This is a genomic window from Enterobacter sp. Ap-867, from assembly GCF_011752855.1.
In the GTDB taxonomy this organism is placed as follows: Bacteria; Pseudomonadota; Gammaproteobacteria; order Enterobacterales; family Enterobacteriaceae; genus Cedecea.
The window spans coordinates 1,563,422-1,584,420 of record NZ_VWWS01000001.1 but is presented as its reverse complement, the minus strand read 5'-3'; the positions used below and the strand labels follow the sequence as shown (position 1 = coordinate 1,584,420).

At 55.0% G+C, this 20,999-nt stretch carries 20 protein-coding genes; 12 read left to right on the top strand and 8 right to left on the bottom strand.

What is annotated here, in order from left to right:
* Window positions 1-14 precede the first annotated feature (14 nt).
* The 3 genes from alsS to F3J26_RS07410 all read left to right on the top strand — a co-directional run bounded on the left by alsS (window position 15) and on the right by F3J26_RS07410 (window position 4,520).
* Complete coding sequence (alsS, locus tag F3J26_RS07420; RefSeq protein WP_166992815.1) at window positions 15-1,694, top strand: acetolactate synthase AlsS; 1,680 nt, start codon at window positions 15-17, stop codon at window positions 1,692-1,694.
* A gap of 19 nt (window positions 1,695-1,713) precedes the next feature.
* Window positions 1,714-2,484, top strand: coding sequence for a (S)-acetoin forming diacetyl reductase (locus tag F3J26_RS07415; protein ID WP_008459277.1), 771 nt, complete (start codon window positions 1,714-1,716; stop codon window positions 2,482-2,484).
* A gap of 143 nt (window positions 2,485-2,627) precedes the next feature.
* Entirely contained in the window at window positions 2,628-4,520 is a 1,893-nt protein-coding gene (locus F3J26_RS07410) for a potassium transporter Kup (protein WP_166992812.1), read from the top strand.
* On the opposite strand, the gene F3J26_RS07405 is transcribed toward F3J26_RS07410, so the two are convergent.
* Together F3J26_RS07405 and F3J26_RS07400 are read right to left on the bottom strand one after the other, a co-directional pair.
* Complete coding sequence (locus tag F3J26_RS07405) at window positions 4,517-5,098, bottom strand: TetR/AcrR family transcriptional regulator (protein ID WP_008459273.1); 582 nt, start codon at window positions 5,096-5,098, stop codon at window positions 4,517-4,519. The two genes, F3J26_RS07410 and F3J26_RS07405, sit on opposite strands and share 4 nt — an antisense overlap.
* 41 nt (window positions 5,099-5,139) lie before the next feature.
* Complete coding sequence (locus F3J26_RS07400) at window positions 5,140-6,645, bottom strand: MFS transporter (RefSeq protein WP_166992809.1); 1,506 nt, start codon at window positions 6,643-6,645, stop codon at window positions 5,140-5,142.
* A 189-nt stretch (window positions 6,646-6,834) separates the two neighbouring features.
* Between F3J26_RS07400 and F3J26_RS07395 the strand changes: the two genes are divergently transcribed.
* A complete protein-coding gene (locus tag F3J26_RS07395) occupies window positions 6,835-7,449 on the top strand; it encodes an alpha/beta hydrolase (RefSeq protein WP_166992806.1) in 615 nt (204 codons plus the stop codon).
* 97 nt (window positions 7,450-7,546) lie between these two features.
* Here the strand turns inward: F3J26_RS07395 and F3J26_RS07390 are convergent, their stop codons facing one another.
* Window positions 7,547-8,581: an AI-2E family transporter gene (locus F3J26_RS07390; RefSeq protein WP_008459267.1), complete on the bottom strand. Its 1,035-nt coding sequence runs from the start codon at window positions 8,579-8,581 to the stop codon at window positions 7,547-7,549.
* A gap of 253 nt (window positions 8,582-8,834) precedes the next feature.
* Between F3J26_RS07390 and F3J26_RS22850 the strand changes: the two genes are divergently transcribed.
* The 6 genes from F3J26_RS22850 to mrdB all read left to right on the top strand — a co-directional run bounded on the left by F3J26_RS22850 (window position 8,835) and on the right by mrdB (window position 14,102).
* Window positions 8,835-8,933: a protein YdgV gene (locus F3J26_RS22850; protein ID WP_442892170.1), complete on the top strand. Its 99-nt coding sequence runs from the start codon at window positions 8,835-8,837 to the stop codon at window positions 8,931-8,933.
* A 106-nt stretch (window positions 8,934-9,039) separates the two neighbouring features.
* The gene (mdtJ, locus tag F3J26_RS07385; protein WP_157141423.1) at window positions 9,040-9,417 is read left to right on the top strand and encodes a multidrug/spermidine efflux SMR transporter subunit MdtJ; all 378 of its coding nucleotides are present in this window, start codon (window positions 9,040-9,042) and stop codon (window positions 9,415-9,417) included.
* Window positions 9,404-9,733: a multidrug/spermidine efflux SMR transporter subunit MdtI gene (mdtI, locus tag F3J26_RS07380; RefSeq protein ID WP_008459264.1), complete on the top strand. Its 330-nt coding sequence runs from the start codon at window positions 9,404-9,406 to the stop codon at window positions 9,731-9,733. The genes mdtJ and mdtI overlap by 14 nt, the downstream gene beginning before the upstream one ends.
* A 134-nt stretch (window positions 9,734-9,867) precedes the next feature.
* Complete coding sequence (locus F3J26_RS07375; protein ID WP_166992803.1) at window positions 9,868-12,021, top strand: bifunctional diguanylate cyclase/phosphodiesterase; 2,154 nt, start codon at window positions 9,868-9,870, stop codon at window positions 12,019-12,021.
* A 192-nt stretch (window positions 12,022-12,213) separates the two neighbouring features.
* Entirely contained in the window at window positions 12,214-12,855 is a 642-nt protein-coding gene (locus F3J26_RS07370) for an ATP-dependent Clp protease proteolytic subunit (RefSeq protein ID WP_008459260.1), read from the top strand.
* A gap of 134 nt (window positions 12,856-12,989) precedes the next feature.
* Window positions 12,990-14,102: a peptidoglycan glycosyltransferase MrdB gene (gene mrdB, locus F3J26_RS07365; RefSeq protein ID WP_166992799.1), complete on the top strand. Its 1,113-nt coding sequence runs from the start codon at window positions 12,990-12,992 to the stop codon at window positions 14,100-14,102.
* A gap of 51 nt (window positions 14,103-14,153) precedes the next feature.
* On the opposite strand, the gene F3J26_RS07360 is transcribed toward mrdB, so the two are convergent.
* From F3J26_RS07360 to ynfM, 5 genes are all read right to left on the bottom strand, one after another.
* The gene (locus F3J26_RS07360) at window positions 14,154-14,960 is read right to left on the bottom strand and encodes a trypsin-like serine peptidase (RefSeq protein WP_008459256.1); all 807 of its coding nucleotides are present in this window, start codon (window positions 14,958-14,960) and stop codon (window positions 14,154-14,156) included.
* A gap of 98 nt (window positions 14,961-15,058) precedes the next feature.
* Window positions 15,059-15,139: a small membrane protein YdgU gene (ydgU, locus tag F3J26_RS22845; RefSeq protein WP_483862443.1), complete on the bottom strand. Its 81-nt coding sequence runs from the start codon at window positions 15,137-15,139 to the stop codon at window positions 15,059-15,061.
* A gap of 115 nt (window positions 15,140-15,254) precedes the next feature.
* The gene (gene asr / locus F3J26_RS07355) at window positions 15,255-15,692 is read right to left on the bottom strand and encodes an acid resistance repetitive basic protein Asr (protein WP_166992796.1); all 438 of its coding nucleotides are present in this window, start codon (window positions 15,690-15,692) and stop codon (window positions 15,255-15,257) included.
* 152 nt (window positions 15,693-15,844) lie between these two features.
* The gene (locus F3J26_RS07350; protein WP_166992793.1) at window positions 15,845-17,329 is read right to left on the bottom strand and encodes a carboxypeptidase M32; all 1,485 of its coding nucleotides are present in this window, start codon (window positions 17,327-17,329) and stop codon (window positions 15,845-15,847) included.
* Between the two features lie 74 nt (window positions 17,330-17,403).
* On the bottom strand, window positions 17,404-18,654 hold the full coding sequence (gene ynfM / locus F3J26_RS07345) for a multidrug efflux MFS transporter YnfM/SxtP(Kp) (RefSeq protein ID WP_008459250.1): 1,251 nt from the start codon (window positions 18,652-18,654) through the stop codon (window positions 17,404-17,406).
* Between the two features lie 99 nt (window positions 18,655-18,753).
* On the opposite strand from ynfM, the gene ynfL reads away from it, so the two are divergent.
* On the top strand, window positions 18,754-19,656 hold the full coding sequence (gene ynfL / locus F3J26_RS07340; RefSeq protein ID WP_166992790.1) for a multidrug efflux transcriptional activator YnfL/SxtR(Kp): 903 nt from the start codon (window positions 18,754-18,756) through the stop codon (window positions 19,654-19,656).
* 125 nt (window positions 19,657-19,781) lie between these two features.
* Window positions 19,782-20,999, top strand: a complete 1,218-nt coding sequence (mlc, locus tag F3J26_RS07335) for a sugar metabolism global transcriptional regulator Mlc (RefSeq protein WP_166992787.1) — start codon at window positions 19,782-19,784, stop codon at window positions 20,997-20,999.

Sequence of the window (20,999 nt, the reverse complement as noted above, 5' to 3'; positions counted from 1 at the left end):
AGGAGATGTGAGCCATGAATAATAAAAAACCTTTGCGCCAGTGGGCGCACGGCGCTGACATGGTGGTCAGCCAGCTTGAAGCTCAGGGCGTGAAGCACGTCTTTGGGATCCCCGGGGCGAAGATCGATAAGGTCTTTGATTCGCTGAACGACTCGCCGATTGAACTGATTCCGGTCCGCCACGAAGCCAATGCAGCCTTTATGGCGGCGGCGGTGGGGCGCATCACCGGGAAAGCGGGCGTGGCACTGGTGACCTCCGGCCCAGGTTGCTCAAACCTGATCACCGGCATGGCAACAGCCAACAGCGAAGGTGACCCGGTTGTGGCGCTGGGTGGCGCGGTAAAACGTTCAGATAAAGCCAAACTGGTACATCAAAGCATGGACACCGTGGCGATGTTCAGCCCGGTGACGAAATACTCGGTGGAAGTCCCTTCTTCGGACGCCATTGCTGAGGTGGTTTCAAACGCCTTCCGCGCCGCCGAGCATGGTCGCCCCGGTAGTGCCTTTGTCAGCCTGCCGCAGGACATCAGCGACGGCCCGGCAACCGGGAATATTTTGCCAGCCAACGGGGCGGTGAAAGCCGGTGCAGCGCCTGACGCCGCTATTAACGATGTGGCGAAACTTATCTCGCAGGCTAAAAATCCTGTATTCCTGCTTGGGCTGATGGCAAGCCAGCAGGAAAACAGCGCGGCGCTGTTCCATCTGCTGGAAAAAAGCCATATCCCGGTCACCAGCACCTATCAGGCCGCAGGCGCGGTGAATCAGCAGCACTTTGCTCGTTTTGCCGGGCGCGTGGGGCTTTTTAATAACCAGGCCGGTGACCGCCTGTTACAGCTTGCGGACCTGGTGGTTTGTATCGGCTACAGCCCGGTGGAGTATGAGCCGGCGATGTGGAATACCGGTGATGCCACGCTGGTGCATATTGACGTTCTGCCCGCCTATGAAGAACGTAACTACGTGCCGGACGTCGAGCTGGTGGGCGATATCGCCAGCACGCTGGACAAGCTCACCGCCCGTATAGAAAAACCGCTGGTCCTTAGCCCACGTGCGTCAGAAATCCTTGTTGACAGGCAGCATCAGCGTGAACTGCTGAGCCGCAGGGGCGCACAGCTGAATCAGTTTGCACTCCACCCGTTGCGCATCGTCCGGGCGATGCAGGACATCGTGAACGACGACGTGACCCTGACCGTCGATATGGGCAGTTTCCACATCTGGATCGCCCGCTATCTTTATAGCTTCCGCGCCCGTCAGCTGATGATCTCCAACGGCCAGCAAACCATGGGCGTAGCGCTGCCGTGGGCCATTGGCGCGTGGCTGGTGAATCCGGGCCGCAAGGTGGTTTCGGTGTCCGGCGACGGCGGGTTCCTGCAGTCCAGCATGGAGCTGGAAACGGCGGTACGTCTGGGCGCTAACGTGCTGCACATCATTTGGGTGGATAACGCCTACAACATGGTGGCGATTCAGGAAGAGAAAAAATACCAGCGTCTGTCCGGCGTGAACTTCGGGCCGGTGGACTTCAAAGCTTACGCGGATGCCTTCGGTGCACGGGGCTTCGCGGTGGAAAGCGCGGAGGCGCTGGAGCCGACTTTACGCGCCGCCATGGATGTGAAGGGTCCGGCGGTGGTCGCCATTCCGGTTGATTACAGCGACAACCATTTGCTGATGAGTCAGCTGCACCTCAGCCAAATTCTTTAAACTACAGAAGGATATTGTGATGAAAAAAGTAGCATTGGTTACCGGGGCCGGTCAGGGGATCGGGAAAGCTATCGCGCTGCGTCTGGCTAAAGATGGCTTTGCCGTCGCCGTGGCGGACTACAACGCCAAAACCGCAAAAGAAGTGGCGGACGAAATTAACCGCAATGGCGGCCGCGCGCTGGAAGTGACTGCGGACGTGTCCGACCGCGATCAGGTCTTCGCCGCCGTTGAGGCTGCCCGCAAAGGACTGGGCGGGTTTGATGTCATCGTCAACAACGCTGGCGTAGCCCCTTCCACGCCTATCGAGGACATCACCCCGGAAATCGTCGATAAGGTCTATAACATCAACGTGAAGGGCGTGATTTGGGGTATTCAGGCCGCGGTTAAAGCCTTTAAAGCCGAAGGGCACGGCGGGAAAATCATTAACGCCTGTTCCCAGGCTGGGCACGTGGGTAACCCCGAGCTGGCGGTTTACAGCTCCAGCAAATTTGCCGTGCGCGGCCTGACCCAGACCGCGGCGCGCGACCTGGCCCCGCTGGGCATCACAGTGAATGGTTACTGCCCAGGGATCGTCAAAACCCCAATGTGGGCCGAAATCGACCGTCAGGTGTCTGAAGCAGCGGGTAAACCGCTGGGTTATGGCACCGCAGAATTCGCCAAACGCATCACTCTGGGACGTTTGTCCGAGCCGGAAGATGTGGCTGCCTGTGTGTCTTACCTGGCCAGCGCGGACTCTGACTATATGACCGGGCAGTCGCTGCTCATCGACGGCGGGATGGTCTTTAATTAAAAAAAGGTTTTAATGTGGAGTACCTTTTGGCCTGGCGGGGAACCGTTGGGCCTTTTTTATTTGCCACTGTTTATCTTAAGTTTTTTATCCACCTCTATACTTTGTGATGGCAACAGCCAGAAAAATCACAGAAAGGACTGGACATGACAAACCTGTCGCAGACGGACGGCGCGGAAGCCTCCGGGACAACGCCGCATAAATTTATCCTCGCGGGAAGCGCCCTCGGCGTGGTGTTTGGCGATATCGGCACCAGCCCGCTTTATACCCTGAAAACGGTGCTGCTGTTATCCGGCAACGATCCGACCCCGTCGGTTATCCTGGGTCTGCTGTCGCTGATTATCTGGACGCTGATCCTCATCACCTCGGTGAAGTATGCGATGTTTGCGATGCGCATCGACAACCACGGGGAAGGCGGCATTATGGCGCTGATGTCGCTGCTGGTGGCGAGAGACAAAGGCTCGCGTTGGGTGGTGCTGGCGGCTTTATTGGGCGCGGCGCTGATCTACGGTGACGGAGCGATTACGCCCGCAATTTCAGTGCTCTCCGCCATTGAAGGGCTGAATATTATCCTGCCGGAGGCCGAAACCTGGGTGCTGCCAATTGCGGTGACGATTCTGGTACTGCTGTTTGCCGTGCAGCCTTTCGGCACGGCTAAGATAGGTAAAGTTTTCGGGCCGATTATGGCGCTGTGGTTTATTGCTATCGCCGGGCTTGGGATTTGGGGGATCGCGCAGCATCCGGCCGTGCTGCTGGCTATCAATCCCTTGTACGGCCTGCAGTTTCTCGTCTCTAACGGTTTTGTCAGTTTTATGGTGCTGGGCGGCGTGTTTCTGTGCGTCACCGGGGCGGAAGCGCTGTATGCCGACATGGGGCATTTCGGTAAAAAGCCTATCTGGATGGCGTGGTACGGCGTGGTCTTCCCGAGCCTGCTGCTGAACTATGCGGGGCAGTCGGCGCTGATCCTTTCCGGGGCCGATATCACCCAGAATATCTTCTTCCGCCTTTGCCCGCCGGCACTGCTGATCCCGCTGGTGATCCTTGCCACGCTGGCCACCATTATTGCCAGTCAGGCGATTATCACCGGGGCATTTTCGATGACCCGGCAGGCGATTCAATTGGGCTGGCTACCGCGCCTGCGCATTCGCCAGACGGCGGCGGAGAGCTACGGGCAAATTTATATCGGCGTGATCAACTGGCTGCTGATGGGCGTCACGCTGTTCCTGACGGTGTTCTTCAGGTCGTCTGAGAACCTGGCGGCGGCTTACGGGATTGCGGTATCTCTCACCATGCTGATGACCTCCGGGCTGCTGTACGTGGCGATGCGTCACATCTGGCAGTGGCGGCGGCTGACCAGCGCGCTGGTGGCGGGGGGCTTTTTGATCGTCGATACCTGCTTCCTGATCGCTAATCTGATCAAGGTACTGGAGGGCGGTTATATTCCACTGCTGCTGGCGGCGATTGTCTGCACGACGATGCTGGTCTGGCACCGTGGCGCGGCGGCGTCGTCCAGGGCGGTGAACGAAAAGGTGATCGATGTGAACACCTTCTTCGCCGCGCTGAAAGAGCGTGGCGTGCCGCGCGTGCAGGGTTCAGCGGTGTTTCTGACCAAAACGCGCAACGGTATTCCGCCGGTGATGCGGTGGCATGTGGCGCGCAACCACGCGCTGCAGGAGCAGGTACTTTCGCTGACCATTTCTATCATGAACGTCCCGCGCGTACCGGCTGGAGAACGGCTGGTAATTGTGGAGCAGGCACCGAATTACTGGCGCGGTATCGCCCAGTACGGCTTTATGGAAAGACCGCATATTCCTGAGCTTATGGCGAGACTGGGAGAGATGGCGTGTGCCTTCCGCGTAGAGGATGTGACCTACTATCTGGGCCATGAAACCATCGTGGCCCGTGAGGATGGGCAGGGGATGCCAGCCTGGCAGCGTAAGTGCTTCGCGTTCATGGTGAGAAACGCCACGCACGTGACGCACTATTACCGCCTGCCGAGCGACAGCGTGGTAGAGATCAGCCGGCGGATAGCAATTTAACCCGCCCGCAGGACCAGGCGAATAAAACTGTCGATATCGTCCAGCGCCAGCTGCCTGTCGGCAGGGGCTGAGGCGACCAGCAGTTTGTCGGCATAACCGTTGAGAAGGGCGCTAAACTGGCGCGTAGCTCTGGCAGCATCCACCGCTTTAAAAACGCCGGCCGCAATGCCGTCATCGACGATATCGGCCAGCACTTTTTCCCATTTTTGCGTCATCACCAGCGCGAGCTCGGCCCATACGCTGCTGTGCGCTGCCTGGTGCCACAGCGCGCCGTAAAGCTGCCAGACAGCGTCCGGCGCGTGAGGGAGATACGTGTGGATCAAGCGTTGCAGCTTATCTTCCGGGGAAAACGTGTTGGTTTCAGCGGTAAACTTGTGCAGATCGGCCATCAAAAACGCGGTCATTGCTTCAATGCAAAGCGTTTGCCAGTCGCTGAAGTAGTGGTAAATGTGGCTCCGTGAAATACCCACCCGCTCGGTGAGTTCGCGGGTGGTCACCTTTTCAATGCCTTTCTCAATGAACAGCTCAATGGCCCCGCTCAGGATTTTGCTTCTTAGCGTGTCCGGTGCTTCTTTCATGACGTTTCCACGGTTATCTGAATCGCTGATGGAGCATCTTATCAGTTTTTAACACGCTGGCTGGACAGCTTTTCCGGCTGGCGCAGCACATATTTCAAGATCGCGGTGCTGACGGCGACCAGCACGGCGGCGCAGATAATCACCGTCAGATAGGCATGGCTGAAGGCGTTTCGCGCCAGCTCTTTCAGCAGGGCGGCGCTTGCCGTGCTCATCGAGCCTGCAAGGTGCAGAGCCTCATCCAGACTGTCGTACGCGCTGTTTCCTGCCACCAGGCCTTCAGGCAACACCAGGCTTGCGCTGTAGACCGCGGTCATCAGGCCGCCCAGCAGCGTCACGCCAAGTACGCCGCCCATTTCCCATGAGACATCCTCAATCGCCGCGACCATGCCGGCTTTTTCTTCCGGGGCATTGAGCATGATGGATGTTGATGCGGCGGTAAACGCCACGCCGAGCCCAAGCCCGATGACAAACAGCGCGGCGAGCTGTGGCGTCAGACTGTAATCGGCTAGCAAAGCCATACCCGTCATACCCATCGCTGTCACCAGCAGGCCGAAGACCATAAGTTTTGCGCCGCCCCAGCGTGGCAGCACGACGCCGGCCAGCGGTGAAGCCAGGGCCGAGCCAATCGGAATAGGCAGAATCGACAGCCCGGCTAACAGCGGCGTCAGGCCCAGGACAAGCTGCAGGCGCTGGGTCAACACCAGCTCAATGCCGGTTAGCGCGATCATGGTGATAATCGCCACGCTAATGCCGCTGGCAAACATGCGGTTACGGAACAGCGAGAAATCGATCATCGGCTGGGCCGAACGCTGTTGGCGACGAACAAACAGCGTTAAAAAGACGACGCCAGCCAGCAAAGAGCTGGCTACGGTTAGCCACGAGGCATCCATCTTGCTGAGTTCCTTGAGCGCGTAAATCACGCCTACAAGGCCAAGCATAATCAGCAGTGAAGCGGTGAAATCACAGGGACGGTTGGCGTTCCCCGCATCCCGTGGGATCAAGAACCAGGCAAAAACGATAACCAGCAAGACGACCGGCACGTTAATCAGGAAGACCGATCCCCACCAGAAGTACTCCAGCAGCACGCCGCCAATAACCGGGCCAAGCGCCGCGGCGGCAGAAGCCACGGCAGACCAAATGCCGATGGCCAGCGCCCGTTCGCGCTCGTTGGTAAAGACCTGACGCACGATGGCAAGCGTGGCTGGCATCATCATCGTGGCACCTATAGCCAGAAACACGCGAGAAGCGATCAGCAGTTCAGCCGTGGGCGAGTAGGCCGCGCAGAGCGAAGCGAGGCCGAAAACAGGTAACCCGGACATAAAGAGCAGCTTGTGGCCCAGGCGGTCACTCAGCATGCCCGCGCCGGGTAGCAGGCCCGCCGCCACCAGCGGGTAGGCGTTAATGATCCACAGTTTTTCAGACGCCGTAGCGTTTAAGGCCTGGGTGAGCCTGGGCAGTGCCGTGTAAAGCACCGTCATATCTATAATGATCAGGAAAAGGGTGCTGGTCAGGATCGCCAGAATCAGCCAGCGGTTAGTGAAGCGCATGTTGAATGCCTCTAAAATAATCCAAATTTGAGCGGTTGCTCAAGCGCGAAATATACTTGAGCGGTTGCTCAAAAACAAGCTCGGTATTGCCGCGTATTTAGCGGCGGTTGACTTGTTGTGAAGGGGGGGATCGCGATAAGGTAGCCGCCTGCGAGGATATTCATTCAGGTTTGAGCACAGGGCAGGGAAATGAAAAAACTGATCGTGATGTTACATGGGGTAGGGAGTTCCGGGGCGGATCTCGAAGGGCTGGGGCTTTTTGTCCAGCAGGTCATGCCTGAAGTGCTATTTGCCTCCCCGAACGGCAGCGAGCCTTTTGACGGCGGCGGCGATGCCTGGCAGTGGTTCAGCCTGGATGGCGTGACAGCACAAAACCGCCCGCAGCGAGTGGTAGAGGCCCGGGCCGCGTTTGATGCGAAGCTGCAAGCTATTTTTAAGCAGCATGACGTGACGCCGGGTAAAGATCAGGTCATTCTGCTGGGCTTCTCTCAGGGATCTATCATGGCCCTGGATGTTCTGGCCACCTCCCGTTTTCCACTGGCGGGCGTAGTGGCATTTTCCGGGCGTCTTGCTTCACCCAAACCGTATCACGTGGCGGCAGATGCGTCGGCGCTGTTGATTCATGGTATGGCGGATCAGGTGATTCCGTGGGCTGAAAGTGAAGCGGCTGCCGCGGCATTAATTGAAGCTGGCGCGGAAGTTGAAACGCTGTTTGAACCCGGCGTGGTGCATACCATTAGCGCGGATGGCGTGTCGCAGGCGCTGGGGTATATTGCGGAGCGTTTTGAGTTAGATCCGGAGTGATTTTTCCCTCACCCTAACCCTCTCCCAAAGGGAGAGGGGATAAAATATATTGCATGTGATCTTACCTCTCCCTCCTTTTGGGGAGAGGGCAAAATCTTCAGGACTTGCTCATATCACTCAGCAGCACCGCAATACTTTTCCCGCCTTCCGTTTGTTCCAGCGCAATCTTCACCGCAATCGTCAGCGGCACGGACAGCAGCATACCGACCGGACCGAGCAGCCAGCCCCAGAAGATGAGTGACAGGAATACCACCAGCGTAGAGAGCCCAAGCCCTCGGCCCATCATGCGCGGCTCCAGGATATTGCCAAACACCAGGTTAATCAGAAGATAACCCGCGACGACAATCAGGGCCTCGTACAACCCGTTAAATACCAGAACCTGCACCACCGGCGGGATGGCCGCCAGCACGGAGCCGATGTTTGGAATATAGTTGAGTGCGAAGGCCAGCAGCCCCCAGATAAAGGCAAAGCGGACGTCAAGGGCGGCAAGCATGCCCCATACGACAAGGCCGGTGACGATGCTGATGGCCGTTTTTAGCACCAAATAATGGCTGACGCTGTCCAGCGCACGCTGAATGGCGCCCATACCTTCTTCCGGGCGAGCCATCAGCTGCTGCAGCTTGCGCGGCAGTTGTGGGACCTCAATCAGCATAAACACCACGGTCAGCAGCAGTAAAAAGATAGACGTCATCGCGTTGGAAAGTTGCGTCAGCAGACCGGTAACCAGCGTCATCAGGGCATTAGGATCGACATACTTCATTAACTCATCGACAGAAACAGAAATTCCCGCGCGCTGCAGCCAGGGTTCAAGGGTTTTTAACGGCACCACCAATGAAGAGCGGTACTGCGGCAGGGTCCGCGCAAGTTCGTTTAGCGAAGTGCCGAGATAGGCCAGCAGCAGCACCATGCTCAGGATAATGACGACAATTACCAGGCTGATGGCCAGCACGCGCGGCACCCGAAGCCGTTCAAGACGACGAATTAGCGGGTTTAGAATAACGGCAATAAATAGCGCCAGAATAAATGGCACAATGATGTCGGCAGCCGCTTTAATACCCACCAAAATAATGACCAGCATGCCCAGCATGATCACGGCCTTCAGTGCTTTGAGTGTAATAATTGGTTTTGCCATCGTGGCGGGTTCTCCAATGTGCGGGCGGGGGAATAATACACCACCGTTAAAACAGGTGTCCCTTTATTACGTTATTTTAAACGTTAAAAACAGTTTGATACATTGTGTTTTTGCTGTCGTTTTGCGTAAAGGAGTGTAAAGGTCAGCCGCTAACATACCGAATTATGGTATAAAATCACCGTGTTTAACTACTGAGGACAATTTTCTATCCGCAACTGATGAGAAGCAACACCGCGGGTAAGTTGGAAATATTATGGACAATACGTTCAGCACTTCATTCAATCAGCATTCTGTTTTTATCACATCTACATCTTCACTTTCTGGTGAGCAGCACTGGCGCAACGCGCTATAGTCCCTTTCTTCTGACATTTTTTTTCTGGTTTTCAAATTTTCGCTTGCTCGTCGTGTGACGTGGCTTGTCGGTTTTTTGTATCTTTATTTTCTCTGTCAGGAGAGAAATCATGATTTATTGGGTTTTATTGGGATTAGCCATCGTTGCCGAAATTACCGGCACCTTGTCAATGAAATGGTCAAGCGTAAACGAAAGTAATATGGGGTATATTTTCATGCTGGTCATGATCGCGATCTCCTATATTTTTCTGGCGTTTTCGGTGAAAAAAATCGCCCTTGGCGTGGCATATGCCATGTGGGAAGGCATCGGTATTCTGTTTATTACCGTCTTCAGCGTCATGCTGTTTGATGAGTCCATTTCACCGCTAAAAATACTTGGCTTAACTACGTTGGTTATTGGTATTGCGCTGATTAAATCGGGTACGCGAGAGAAAAAATCACGCCCGGTGATATCAGAGAAAGGGGAGCATCATGCAGTCGTTTGAGTGGGTACACGCCCTGTGGCTAACGTTAGCCATTATTCTGGAAATCGTCGCCAATATCTTTTTAAAACAATCTGATGGTTTCAAACGCCCGATTTACGGTGTGCTGTCTCTGCTGGCCGTGCTGGCCGCGTTCAGCGCCCTGGCTCAGGCCGTTAAAGGCATTGAGTTATCCGTCGCCTATGCGCTCTGGGGCGGGTTTGGTATCGCCGCCACCGTGGCCGCGGGCTGGATCCTCTTCGGCCAGCGCCTTAACCGCAAAGGTTGGGTTGGACTAAGTTTGTTGCTGGTAGGGATGGTTATTATCAAAATTGCCTGATCCATCACGCTGCTCGTTAATGATTCGGGCAGCGCTTTCCTCAGGGTGTATTACGCTTATTTTACGGTAAAAGCACTTCTCTAAATCAAAAGCCTAAAAACCTTCACGTTATTTCACTTAGAAGAGAGCTGAAATTGCGTAATCCTCTTAGCTGGAAAAACACGCCCGTTGCTGGAGCCCTGTTTGCCATGGTGTTTATGGCAGGCATCGGGCTGATCGTGTCTATTATCGCGCTCCTCTACCTTTCACTTCACCTTATTAGCAGTAAAACCAATGAGATAGATGAACACCGAAGCGCCCTGTCGGTACAGGGGGCCATACAGACTTCGGTCAACCGCGTGTGGGCGTTGGTTATTGATAATGCGGTCTGGGACGATGCCGTAAATCAAGTTTATCGCCCTGAGCTGGACGTTAACTGGCTGTATAACACCTGGGGCGCGGGTTACAAAATCAATAACCTCTATGATGGCGTGTACGTGCTGGATGAAGGGTTCAATGTGCTTTGGGGCTCGTTTCGTGGGCAACGCGTAACGGGGCAAAACATTTCTCAACTTGGGAAGGGGTTTGCGTCCCTCGTCCACCAGAACGCGCAAACGCTTAAAGACGACAAAAAAATTTTTGCCGGGATCACGCAAACCGAGAGCGGCGTTTCGTTTATTGGCATTGGGCTGATTCGGCCCATGTTGGGGCGGCTTCAGGTTCACGACGCCACGCGCCGTTACCTGGTGATTGGCCGTCAGATTAATAACTCAATGCTAAAAGAGCTGGGAAACACGTTTCAGATTGAAAACCTACGCCTGACGCCTACGCCATCTGATTCTTCAAGTGTCCCGCTGAACAGCGCCTCCGGTGAAACGCTGGGATACCTTAGCTGGCAGCCGCGGCAGCCTGGAGCAGAGGCGGCCCGCGCCGCTTCGGCAGATATTATGCGCATTACGATGCTTGCGGCGGTGCTAATCCTGGTCTTTATCGTCATCAGCAGCCTGGGGCTGTACAAGCTGGCTCGAGGTGAAAAGCAGGCGAGAAATATCGCGTTAACCGACTGGCTCAGCCATTTACCTAACCGACGAGCGCTCATCGAGCGGCTGGAAACCATCAGTAAACGGGGAGATAGCGACGAAAAAAGCGTGGTATTTATCGATCTCGATGGTTTTAAGGACGTGAATGATATTTACGGGCACGATAAAGGCGACCAGTTAATCGTGACCATTGCTCATGCTCTTCGCGATCGCGTGCCACCAAACGGCATGCTGGTGCGCATGGGAGGGGATGAATTTGCCATGATGATCGGCGGGGAGAGGGCCGGGGAACACTCAGCCGCCTTCGCGGGTTCAGTCCTGGATTTTCTTAGCCAGCCTGTCCCCGTGGGAGAAAGTACCCTTCATATTAGCGCCAGTATCGGAATAGCTTCGGGCTCGCTGGTGGATTGCAGCAGCTCGGAGCTGTTCCGCCGGGCCGATATCGCTATGTATCACTCTAAAATTACCGGAAAAGGTCGCACGACTTATTATGATGCCGCGTTGAATAACGTTCGTGAGCGCCGTTTAACCATCGAAAATGACATTCGCGCGGGCCTTCTACGGAATGAGTTTGAGGTTTGGTACCAGCCGATTATGGATGCACGTAGCCAGGCGATGGCCGGTGTGGAAGCGCTGGTACGCTGGCCGCGTCGCCCAGGAGGAGAACTGTTGCCAGATGAGTTTATTCCCGTGGCTGAAACGAGCGGTCTTATCTATTCGCTCGGATTGTTTGTGCTCCGCCAGGCGTGCAGTGATTTAGCTCCCCATGAGGATCTGCGGCTGTCGGTAAACATTTCTCCGGCGCAGTTCCGCGACCCGGAATTTGAAGACAAGGTTGCCCGGGTGCTACAGGAAACGGCGTTCCCGGCGCAAAGGCTTGAACTGGAAGTGACGGAAAGCTATGTGCTGGAAAACCCGGAGCGCGCCCTGACGGCAATTCGCAATCTTAAGTCTCAGGGCACGGCGGTGGCGCTGGACGATTTCGGCAACGGTTATTCGAGCATCGGCTATTTGCGCCGTTTTAACTTTGACACCATCAAAATAGACAAGTCCCTGGCCGGACTGGTGGACCGCGATGAACAAGCGCTGGCGCTGGTGAATGGAACGGTACGTATTGCCACCGCGCTGGGGATGGCAGTGACGGCGGAGGGCGTGGAAAACGAAGAGCAGCTCAAGCTGCTTGGCCGGGCAGGCTGCGACCGGCTGCAGGGCTATTATTTCAGCCCGCCTAAGCCGCTGGAGGTCATTTTGGCGCTACGCCCGGCGTAGTGGGCTATTAAATTATGGGTTAATATTCCTGCTATTACAGAGGGTTATTTTATTTTTTAAGTTATTGGGTTTTTTCTTTTCAATATTAACTCTTTGTTTAATTACTGGTTATAAATCACCTTGCTTTTGCAATCCCATGTTATAAGCTATGAAGAAATGGAATGTTAAGTTGAGTTTATCAAGGAGAGACATGTGAAAGCCGCAATACACCTGATCATTACAGTGTTAATTTCGTATTCTTCATTTGCTGCAGCGCAGCCAGTGGAAGATAAAAATAAAATAGCCAAAATTTATTATACCGGAGAAATGCAACCTTCCGCCGTATCGAGGCTGGTCAGCGCTTTTGATGAAGTTAATAAAAATAATGATGTAGAAAGAATTTATCTCTACATCAATAGCTATGGCGGTGATATGGATGCGGGCTTGATGGCCGCCGCTGCCGTCAGAAGCTCTGCTATCCCCGTAACAACCGTGGCTATGTCCACCGTCGGCTCTTCAGCAACGATCATGTTTTGCGCCGCAGACGACAGGCGCTCATTGCCTGAAGGCAGCCTGTTCCTGCACCCGGCCTCTATCTCACATCAGGGAGATGTCAGGCCAGCAGATGTGGCTTATCTTGAAAAAGAAACACGTCGTTTCAATGAGATGTTTAAAAAAACGTATCGGGCATGTACAAAACTTGATGATGCCAAAATAGCCGAGATACTGCATAGCGAGTATAACCTTACAAACTATTCTCCCAGTGAAGCAATGGCCATAGGGTTAATATCCTCCGTGGATAAAAAAATAATTCCGGCCACCTACAGCTACGCTATCACCAGCAGCTCAAATTAATAGTCAAATATTACCGGGTAAACTATCGGGTCATGATGTGGATATGGAAATAACGCTGAGGGCAATCCGCTAGTTTGTCCCGTGAATATATCAGGAACCATGCCTGAATTACCTTGTGGTGGCAGAGGTATTACATGGAAAATATTCATCAGAAAAGAATGTTTTGGCTAAAGATGCATCTTGATGCTTCGCTGCTGCTGTTGATTATGCTGCTGCTTGCCTACAGCGCGTTTGTGATGTGGAGCGCCAGCGGCCAGGAGCCTGGGATGATGGAGCGCAAAGCCGGGCAGATAGCGATGGGACTCATCGTGATGATCGCCATGGCGCAAATCCCTCCTCGCTTTTATGAAAGATCCGCCCCCTGGCTCTTTGCCCTGTGCGTGATTTTACTGCTAATGGTGGATAGCATCGGGCAAATCAGTAAAGGGGCTCAGCGCTGGCTGGATCTCGGCGTTATCCGCTTCCAGCCTTCTGAAATCGCAAAGATTGCCGTCCCGCTGATGGTGGCGCGGTTTATCAATCACAATCCCTGTCCTCCATCGCTAAAACATACCGCCATCGCCCTGGCGCTGATTTTTGTTCCCACCTTGCTTATTGCGATGCAGCCCGACCTCGGGACCGCCGTTCTGGTGGCCACATCCGGTCTTTTCGTGTTGTTCCTGTCCGGCATTAGCTGGCGGATTATCGCCGCCGCTGCCGCGCTAATTGCGGTGTTCATTCCGGTGCTGTGGTTCTTTCTTATGCATGACTATCAGCGTGAACGCATCATGATGCTGTTGGATCCGACCCGCGATCCGCGTGGGGCGGGCTATCACATTATTCAGTCAAAAATTGCTATTGGTTCTGGCGGTATGGTAGGGAAAGGCTGGCTGCACGGCACACAGTCGCAGCTGGAGTTTTTACCGGAGCGGCACACCGACTTTGTGTTTGCCGTTCTGGCGGAAGAACTGGGCTTTATCGGCATTTTAGTGCTGCTGGCGCTGTATCTGCTGGTGATTATGCGCGGGTTGATCATCGCCGCTCAGGCTCAGACGCTTTTTGGCCGCATGGTTGTCGGTAGCCTGATACTGATTTTGTTCGTTTATGTGTTTGTGAACATCGGTATGGTCAGCGGAATCTTGCCGGTAGTAGGTGTTCCGCTGCCGTTAATAAGCTACGGAGGCTCGGCGTTGATCGTGCTAATGGCCGGGTTTGGCATCATTATGTCAATACATACGCACCGCAAGATGATGTCAAAAAATGTTTAGCTGCCGGGCAACCGTTATTGCTACGGTGCCCGACGGTATCGGGTTGAGCGCTTATTGTGCCAGCGCTTCCAGTCTGTCGCGGAAGCCGGTGACTGAAATGGCGCGGTTGTCAGCTCTGTATCTGTCTTTAGCTGCCGGGGCGGAACTTTGCACCGCAATCAGCTGCCAGCCCTGATCGGTTTTCAGCAACAGCGGTGAACCGCTATCGCCGGGGAGCGTATCGCACTGGTGCGACAGCACGGACGCTTGCGCCCAGCCCGTCACCAGACAGTTGCTGTGGGTATACAGGTCGTCGAGATGATCCAGCGGATAGCCGGACTGCGTCACTTTACGATCCTGCGCCTTTAATGCTTCGGTTAGCGCGTCTTTGTCGCCGGTAAACAGCGGCAGTGGCGTGATACCTGAAGGCGGATTACGGATAATAATCAGGCCAAAATCGTAAGGCGCTGCGTTAGACGGAACCAGCCACCCGTCACCGTCCGGCTTAAGGCGGCGACCGAGGGACTTGTCCACGCGGCCTTCGATATCATGGATCTCATAGCGCCATTGCCCTTTGTGGGAAATAAAGCGCAGGGCGATGGCTTTGTCTGCCTTACCACGCGGCGGCTGCAGCAGGCAGTGCCCGGCAGTTAAGGCCAGATGCGGTGAAATCAGGGTGGCGGTACATAAGTTGCCGCTGGCGGTTTCCAACTGGCCAATGGCATCCCAGGGGGCGTCCTCAGGGTTGGTCACGCGAATACGGTCATCTTTGCCGAAGAACAGTGTTTTAACGTTCGCCGGGCTGTCGTCTTCGTCCGCGTGAACGAGTTGAGGTAAAAGGATCAATGCTCCTAAAAACAACACAACACTTTTGCGCATAGCTCTCTCTGAAGGGGCTAATAATTATGGTTTTTATAGATGCAGTAACTATAGTCGGAACGGACCGAAAGTGGGAGTGAAAACAGCAGACTACGCTATCAGAGCCAGAAGCTCAGCGTAATAATACCGCAGATGATCAGCAGGGCGAGGATTAACTCGAAACTGTAGCGTCGCAACATTATCCGCACTCCAGAAATAAGTACGTGCTAAAGGCTGTGCCTTATTCCTAATAAAACACCCGGCAAGCCGGGTGTTTATGTAAACGCTTCAAGCTAACGGGTCGCCCCGTTTAACTTATGCTGCTGGCTGTGCTGCTGGCTGTGCAGCTGGTTTAGCAGCGGCTTTGTGATGTTTTTTCACGTGTTTTTTAGCAGCCTGAGCTTTCTGTGCAGCTGGTTTTACTGCTTTTTTGTGGTGTTTTTTAGCAGCCTGGGCTTTCTGAGCAGCTGGTTTGGTTGCTTTTTTGTGGTGTTTTTTAGCAGCCTGAGCTTTCTGCTCGGTGGCTGGTTTAGCGGCTTTTTTGTGTTTCTTTTTAGCAGCCTGAGCTTTCTGAGCGGCAGCTTTTTTGTGTTTCTTGTGATGCGTTACTTTTGCAGCTGGCGCTTTAGCAGCAGGAGCAGCAGCGGTGGTTGCTGGAGCAGCAGCTGGAACGGTAGCGGTGGTGTCAGCAGCGAAAGCGGCAGAAGACAGACCCATAGCAGCGGCAACAACCAGAGCTAATACTTTTTTCATTTCGACATCCTCGAATTTGTTTGTGTGTCAACCCCACTGCGGGGCCGTTGAAATGAACTATAGGCTGGGGAATCAAAGTGTTCAGTGAGTGATTGGTATCGGCATGTAACGTAATGTACAACGCCGGGTACAGACGACCCGGCGTGAGGGGATTACAGGTAACGTGATTCTAAATGCTTGCGGAAATACAACGGGTTAAGATCTTCTCCGGTGGCGTTGGTTATCAGCTGTGAGGTGGTGAAACGGCTGCCGTGCTGCCAGATATTTTGCTTCAACCAGTCAAATAAGGGGGTGAAATTCCCGCTGGCGATCGCCTGCTCCAGGTCCGGCAGCGCGCGTGATGCCGCGCTAAAGAGTTGCGCCGCGTACATCGCGCCCAGAGTGTAGGACGGGAAGTAGCCGAAAGCGCCGTCAGTCCAGTGAATATCCTGCATACAGCCGTGGCGGTAATTGCCTTCGGTGGACAGGCCCAGCCAGGACTGCATCTTCTCATTCCACAGCGCCGGAATGTCATCCACCTCGATATCACCGTCGATCAGCGCCCGTTCAATTTCATACCGCAGCACGACGTGCGCCGGGTAGCTCACTTCATCGGCATCGACGCGAATGTAGCCGCGTTCCACCTGCTGGTTGACGTTGATAAAATTGTTCAGCTCGAACGCCGGCTGCGGACCAAAACGCTCAATCACTTTGGGTAACAGCAGTTTCAGGAACGGCGCGCTGCGCCCAAGCTGCATTTCAAAGAACAGACTTTGGGATTCATGAATGGCGGTAGAACGCGCCAGCGCAACGGGCTGGCCGAGCCATTCCCGGGGCAGGTTTTGCTCATAGCGGGCGTGGCCGGTTTCATGAATCACGCCAAACAGCGAGCTGAACATCTCTTCTTCGTTATAGCGAGTCGTGATTCGCACATCTTCAGGCACGCCGCCGCAGAAGGGATGCGCGCTGACGTCAAGGCGGCCGCCGTTAAAGTCAAAGCCGAGCAGCGCCATGGTATCCAGCCCGAGCTGGCGCTGGGTTTCGGTGGCGAAAGGGCCCTGTGACGTCAGCATTTTTTCTTTGGACTGCTTATCAACCACCTTCTGGAGCAGATCCGGCAGCCAGCCGCGCAGATCGCCAAACAATACGTCGAGCTTGGCGCTGGTCATGCCGGGTTCATAGATGTCCAGCAGCGCATCATAGCGGGAAATGCCTTTTGCCTCTGCGCGCAGACGTGCCTCTTCGCGGCTGACGCGAACGACTTCCTTCAGGTTCGCGGAAAAACCCTGCCAGTCGTTCGCCGGGCGCTGGGTACGCCAGCCGTGCTCGCAGCGCGTACCTACCAGTGATTTCTCTTCTACTAACGCATCCGGGAGCAGCACCGCTTCCTGGTAGTGGCGAGTCATTTCACGCAGGTTGGCACGCTCCACATCGTTCAGATCTTCCTGAGCTGCGGCCTGGAGCAGGGTGGCAATTTTCTTGTCGGTCAGGATCTGGTGCTTAAGCACGCTGAGTTCAGCGAGAGCCTCGCCGCGCGCCTGGCTACCGTTAGCGGGCATCATGGTGGACATGTCCCAGCCGGCAATGGCTGACAGATGATCAAACCGGGACAGACGCTGGAAGGTACGGGTCAGGTGATTATAGTTTTGCTTTTCCATATGGCCTCGTGAACAGGTTGTTAACGCCAAAGAAAATAGCATTAAGCTTGCCTGAACACGAGAGCGGCAGCAGGTTAGTGCGCCTTATGGTGCAAACGGGTGGCAACCAGCAGGGCGACCAGCAGCAGCGAGCCGATAAACGCCGCCACGCCGTTCCAGCCAAACTGGTGCCAGAACACGCCGCCAAGGGTACCCGCCAGGCTGGAGCCCAGGTAATAGCTGAACAAATACAGCGACGAAGCCTGGCCTTTGGCCCGACGTGCGCGTGGCCCAATCCAGCTGCTGGCAACCGAATGGGCGGCAAAGAAACCGGCGGAGAACAGCAGCATCCCGGCAAAAATAACGATAAGCGAGGAGAAAACGGTCAGCGTTAAACCAAGGAACATAATGGCCGTGAAGCCAATCAGCACGGGACCGCGGCCATATTTCGCGGTCATGGCGCCTGCTTTAGGTGAGCTCCATGTCCCGGTCAGATAGGCGACGGACAGCAGGCCCACCACCGCCTGGCTCAGAAACCATGGGGCTTCCATCATGCGGTAGCCAATGTAGTTAAAGAGGGTGACAAACGCCCCCATCAGCAGGAAGCCTTCCGCAAACAGCAGCGGTAACCCCTGGTCCCGCCAGTGCAGGCGGAAGTTAATAAACAGCGTTTTAGGGCGAAGGCTGGAGGCGCGAAAATGCTGCGACTGCGGCAGAATCTTCCAGAACATCAGCGCTGAGGCAAGGGCAAAACAGCCGATAGCCGCGACGGCCACGCGCCAGGTAAAGAAGTCGGTGAGTACCCCGGTGATCAGGCGGCCGCTCATTCCGCCGATTGAGTTCCCGCTGATGTACAGGCCCATCGAAAACGCCACCACGCTCGGGTGCATCTCCTCGCTGAGGTAGGTCATGCCCACGGCAGCAACGCCGCTAAGGGAAAGGCCGATGAGCGCGCGCATGATCAAAATGCCGTGCCAGCTGGTCATCAGCGTTGACAACAAAGTACAGCAGGAAGCCAGCAGCAGAGCCGTAACCATGACCTGTTTACGGCCAATGGCGTCCGACAGCGGGCCGGTAAACAGCAGCCCGATAGCCAGCATGGCGGTAGAAACCGATAGCGAAATACTGCTGCTTGCCGGGCTGACGCCAAATTCATGAGAGAGCACCGGTAAAATAGGCTGGACGCAATAGAGCAGGGCAAAGGTAGCCAGCCCGGCGGAAAACAGCGCCAGCGTGACGCGCATAAACTGAGGGGTACCGCGTTTGATATAGCTGACAGAAGGGGCAGACCGGCTTTCGTCAACATCCTCTGTCGGGGCTGTGCTGACGGTAGTTGTACGACTCAAGGGAGATCCTTACGCAGGTGTTAACTTATTCTTTACAGAGTAGAAAAGTGTAAATGTTATGTCTAATATATTAATAATCTCAAATGATACTTTAAACATATGAATATAGAGCTGCGCCACCTGCGCTATTTCATCGCCGTTGCCGAAGAGCTGCATTTTGGCCGGGCGGCGGCACGGCTGCGGATCTCCCAGCCGCCTCTTAGCCAGCAAATTCAGATCCTTGAAGAGCAAATCGGCGCTCGCCTGCTGGCGCGTACCAACCGCAGCGTTAACCTCACCGCAGCCGGCCAGCAGTTTCTCTCTGATGCCAGGCAAATTCTCGGCCAGGTGGATGCCGCAGCCGCGCGTGCTGCCCGGCTGCATCAGGGCGAAACCGGCGAGCTGCGCATTGGCTTTACCTCATCAGCACCGTTTATTAAGGCCGTTTCTGACAGCCTGTCTCGCTTTCGCAAGCGCTATCCTGACGTGCATCTTCAGATGCGGGAAGTGAACACCCGGGAACAAATTGCCCCCCTGAATGAGGGCGAGCTTGAGCTGGGATTGATGCGCAATACGCGTCTGCCGGATACCCTGAACTGGACGCTCATCCTGCGTGAACCGCTGCTGGCGATGGTGCATCGCGATCATCCGCTGGCAGGCAGCCGTTCGATATCGCTGACACAACTTGCTCAGGAGCCGTTTGTTTTCTTTGACCCGCACGTAGGCACCGGGCTTTACGACGACATTATTGGGCTGCTCCGCCGCTATAACATCGTGCCGTACATCACCCAGGAAGTTGGCGAGGCGATGACGATCATTGGGTTGGTGTCTGCCGGGCTGGGGGTTTCCATCCTGCCAGCTTCGTTCCAGCGCATTCGCCTGAGTGATGTGGTTTGGCTCCCCATTGACGAGCCAGAGGCACAGTCTGAGCTGTGGCTGGTCTGGCCAAAGCATCGGGAATTATCGGAAGCAGCGAAGCGAATCTCGGCGCTGCTGACCGAGGCCTCATGGGCGTTAAAATAGGCCAAATGTGGCGGGAATATGTGCGGTAAATCACAACCCTACGTAAATATTTGACGACCCCACTTGAAGTGTTTCACCATAGCCTAAAAGTTTATTTCGAAGCGCGAAAATAAAGGGAGTACCACGTGGTTGCTGATAGTCAACCGGGCCATATCGATCAGATTAAACAAACCAATGCCGGCGTTGTTTATCGTTTGATTGATACCCACGGTCCGGTGTCGCGAATCGATCTTTCCCGCCTGGCGCAGCTGGCTCCGGCCAGTATCACTAAGATTGTGCGGGAAATGCTTGAGGCGCATCTGGTACAGGAAACGGAGATTCAGGACCCCGGCAGCCGTGGTCGCCCCGCGGTGGGCTTAATGCTTGAAACAGAAGCCTGGCATTACCTCTCAATTCGCCTGAGCCGCCGTGAAATTTCACTGGGACTGCGCGACCTTAGCAGCAAGCTGGTGGTTGAAGACACGGTAGACTTGCCGACGGACGACCCGCAGCCTTTACTGGAACGCATCATCTTTCAGGTCGATCAGTTCTTTATTCGCCATCAGCAAAAGCTTGAACGCCTGACCGCCATCGCCATTACGCTACCGGGCATCATTGATACCGTTCATGGTGTTATTCATCGCATGCCGTTCTACGATGTCTGCGATATGCCGCTGGGCGAGGCGCTGGGCAATCACACCGGCGTCCCGGTCTTTATCCAGCACGATATCAGCGCCTGGACCATGGCTGAAGGGCTGTTTGGTGCTTCTCAGGGCGCAAGAGATGTGATTCAGGTGGTGATTGATCACAACGTTGGCGCAGGCGTTATCACCGATGGGCGTTTGCTTCACGCGGGCAGCAGCAGCCTGGTGGAAATTGGCCACACGCAGGTCGATCCTTACGGAAAACGCTGCTACTGCGGCAACCACGGCTGTCTTGAAACCATTGCCAGCGTCGAAAGCGTGCTGGAGCTGGCGCAGCAGCGTATGAGCCAGTCAATGGGCTCAATGTTACACGGCCAGCCGCTGAGCGTGGAATCCCTGTGCGACGCCGCGTTAAGCGGAGATCTGCTGGCAAAAGATATTATTATCGGCGTCGGGCAAAACGTGGGGCGTATTCTGGCCATCATGGTTAACCTGTTTAATCCGCAAAAAATTCTTATCGGTTCACCGCTTAACCGCGCCGCCGCCATCCTTCACCCCGCGATTACGGACTGTATTCGCCAGCAGGCATTACCCGCCTATAGCAGTCATACGGTGGTCGAAGGGACGCAGTTTGATAACCGAGGTACCATGGCCGGCGCGGCGCTGGTAAAAGATGCAATGTATAACGGCTCTTTATTAATTCGCCTGCTGCAGGGCTAA

Excerpts from the sequence above, each read along its gene's own strand:
- alsS (WP_166992815.1), top strand. The coding sequence starts at position 15 with ATGAATAATAAAAAACCTTTGCGCCAGTGGGCGCACGGCGCTGACATG.
- F3J26_RS07415 (WP_008459277.1), top strand. The coding sequence starts at position 1,714 with ATGAAAAAAGTAGCATTGGTTACCGGGGCCGGTCAGGGGATCGGGAAA.
- F3J26_RS07410 (WP_166992812.1), top strand. The coding sequence starts at position 2,628 with ATGACAAACCTGTCGCAGACGGACGGCGCGGAAGCCTCCGGGACAACG.
- F3J26_RS07405 (WP_008459273.1), bottom strand. The coding sequence starts at position 5,098 with ATGAAAGAAGCACCGGACACGCTAAGAAGCAAAATCCTGAGCGGGGCC.
- F3J26_RS07400 (WP_166992809.1), bottom strand. The coding sequence starts at position 6,645 with ATGCGCTTCACTAACCGCTGGCTGATTCTGGCGATCCTGACCAGCACC.
- F3J26_RS07395 (WP_166992806.1), top strand. The coding sequence starts at position 6,835 with ATGAAAAAACTGATCGTGATGTTACATGGGGTAGGGAGTTCCGGGGCG.
- F3J26_RS07390 (WP_008459267.1), bottom strand. The coding sequence starts at position 8,581 with ATGGCAAAACCAATTATTACACTCAAAGCACTGAAGGCCGTGATCATG.
- F3J26_RS22850 (WP_442892170.1), top strand. The coding sequence starts at position 8,835 with ATGGACAATACGTTCAGCACTTCATTCAATCAGCATTCTGTTTTTATC.
- mdtI (WP_008459264.1), top strand. The coding sequence starts at position 9,404 with ATGCAGTCGTTTGAGTGGGTACACGCCCTGTGGCTAACGTTAGCCATT.
- mrdB (WP_166992799.1), top strand. The coding sequence starts at position 12,990 with ATGGAAAATATTCATCAGAAAAGAATGTTTTGGCTAAAGATGCATCTT.
- F3J26_RS07360 (WP_008459256.1), bottom strand. The coding sequence starts at position 14,960 with ATGCGCAAAAGTGTTGTGTTGTTTTTAGGAGCATTGATCCTTTTACCT.
- ydgU (WP_483862443.1), bottom strand. The coding sequence starts at position 15,139 with ATGTTGCGACGCTACAGTTTCGAGTTAATCCTCGCCCTGCTGATCATC.
- asr (WP_166992796.1), bottom strand. The coding sequence starts at position 15,692 with ATGAAAAAAGTATTAGCTCTGGTTGTTGCCGCTGCTATGGGTCTGTCT.
- F3J26_RS07350 (WP_166992793.1), bottom strand. The coding sequence starts at position 17,329 with ATGGAAAAGCAAAACTATAATCACCTGACCCGTACCTTCCAGCGTCTG.
- ynfL (WP_166992790.1), top strand. The coding sequence starts at position 18,754 with ATGAATATAGAGCTGCGCCACCTGCGCTATTTCATCGCCGTTGCCGAA.